The organism is Frateuria sp. (assembly GCF_013362045.1).
Classification (GTDB): Bacteria; Pseudomonadota; Gammaproteobacteria; order Xanthomonadales; family Rhodanobacteraceae; genus Frateuria_A.
The window spans coordinates 1-2,019 of the sequence record NZ_JABFWW010000178.1 but is presented as its reverse complement, the minus strand read 5'-3'; the positions used below and the strand labels follow the sequence as shown (position 1 = coordinate 2,019).

1 protein-coding gene is annotated in these 2,019 nt (G+C 70.2%); it reads right to left on the bottom strand.

The window, feature by feature from the left end:
• Positions 1 to 376 precede the first annotated feature (376 nt).
• Entirely contained in the window at positions 377 to 1,891 is a 1,515-nt protein-coding gene (locus tag HOQ08_RS08260) for a Ppx/GppA phosphatase family protein (RefSeq protein WP_291193184.1), read from the bottom strand.
• Between the last annotated feature and the right edge of the window lie 128 nt (positions 1,892 to 2,019).

The following is a 2,019-nucleotide window of genomic DNA, read 5'->3' as shown; positions in this document are numbered from 1 at the left end:
ACTGCCCGGCGGAGATGTTCATGCGCGCGCTGGGGCGGCATGACCTCGCGCAGGCGATCGATGACGCACTTCTAACTTGACTCCGCCGTTACTTTTCTTTGGGCCAGCAAAGAAAAGTGACTCGAGCGCCGGCAGGCGATCGAAAGCCCGCCGCAGGCGAGCCCGGTCGCAGGATCGCCACACAAGAGCGATAGACAAAAGCGCATCCGCGCACAACCAAATCCCCCGTGAGCACCGCTCCTCACCCAGCCCTCCTCCCAAGGAGAGAGAGCAAGGCGAAGCACTCCACTCGCGGAAAATGCCTAGCAGAAGCGGCGCTGAGGAGCGCATCGGCGCACACCACCTCAACGCGACGGCCCCGCGCCAGCGGCCCCCCTCACACCCGCTGGATCTCCAGCATCAACCCCAGCTCCGCCATCGGCCCCTGCTCCTGCTCCAGGTCCGCCTCGGTCAGCGGATGCTGGTCGAGCCAGTGGGCGGGGATGGTCAGGCGCAGGCGATGGCTGGTGGCGCTGAGTTTCAGCGACGGCAGCGATTCGGCGCGGCGGCCGCGGCGGAACAGCACGGCCAGGCGCAGCAGCGCGGTGATGTGGCGGGCCAGGGTGCGATAGCGCTGCGGCAGCACCGAGATCAGCGCCTTGGCCGGCTTGCGCCGGTGGGCCTCGACCACGGCGGCGAGCAGTTGCTGCTCCTGTCGCGAGAAGCCGGCGAGGTCGGCGTGGCGCAGGATGTAGGCGCCGTGATGGTGGTGCTGGCTGTGCGCGATGGCCAGGCCGATTTCATGCACGCGGGCGGCCCAGGAGAGCCACTCGCGCGCCTCGGCATCGAGCTTCCAGGCACGCACGGCCTGGTCGAACAGCGACAGCGCGGTCGATTCGACGCGGCGCGCCTGCGCGCGGTCGACGCCGTAGCGCTTGGCCAGCGCGTCGATGCTGTCGGTGCGCGGGTCGAGGCCGCCGGCGCGTCCGAGCAGGTCCCACAGCAGGCCCTCGCGCATGGAGCTTTCGCACACGCGCATGTGATCGATGCCCAGCGCGTCGAACGCGGCCTCGAAGATCACCACGGCGCCGGCGAACACCGGCGCGCGCTCCTCGGTCAGGCCAGGAAGGCGCAGCAGGTCCATCTGGCCCTGTTCCAGAATCGCCTCGCGCAGCTCGGCCAGGGCGTCGAGGGTTACGCCGTCGTCGGTCAGGCCCATGGCCTGGATCACCGCGTCGACCGCCTTGGCGCTGCCGGAGGAACCGTAGGTCTCCTGCCAGCCGGATTCGCGGAAGTCCTCGGCGAACTGCTGCAGCAGCACGCCCACCTCGCTGCGTGCGCGGTTCCAGCGCTTGGGCGTCAGCCGGCCGCCGGGAAAGAACCGCAGCGTCGAGGCGATGCAGCCGGCCTGTATGCTTTCGGTGTGCAGCGGCGCCAGCCCCCGGCCGATGATGAACTCGGTGCTGCCGCCGCCCACGTCGATCACCAGCCGCGGTTCGCGCGACCCGGGCAGGTCGTGCGCCACGCCAAGGAAGATCAGCCGACCTTCCTCGCGGCCGGAAACGATTTCCACGGGATGGCCCAGCGCCGCCTCCGCGCTGGCGAGAAAGGTGTGCGGCGAGGCCAGCCGCCGCACCGTGTTGGTGGCCACCGCGCGCACGTTGGCCGAGGGCAGGCTCTCGATGCGCTGGCCGAAGCGCGCCAGGCTGGCCAGCGCGCGGGCGCGGTGGGCGGCGTCCAGGGTGCCGTCGGAGCGCAGGCCGGCGGCGAGGCGCACGGTGTCGCGCAGGCGGTCGATCACGCGCGGCTCGCCGTGCTCCATGCGCGCGACCACCATGTGGAAGCTGTTCGAACCCAGGTCTACCGCGGCGATCAGCTCGCCGTCCTTGATCGGTACGGGCTCGATGGTCACGCGCAAATTCCAGGCGGAAAGGAGTCGGATGCGGTCATACAGTGTCCGGTGCGCCGGGATACCGGCGCAGTGGATTGCCGCTTGCGCGGGAGTGACGCCACGAAAGAGCGGGACAGCGCGCAGCCGGC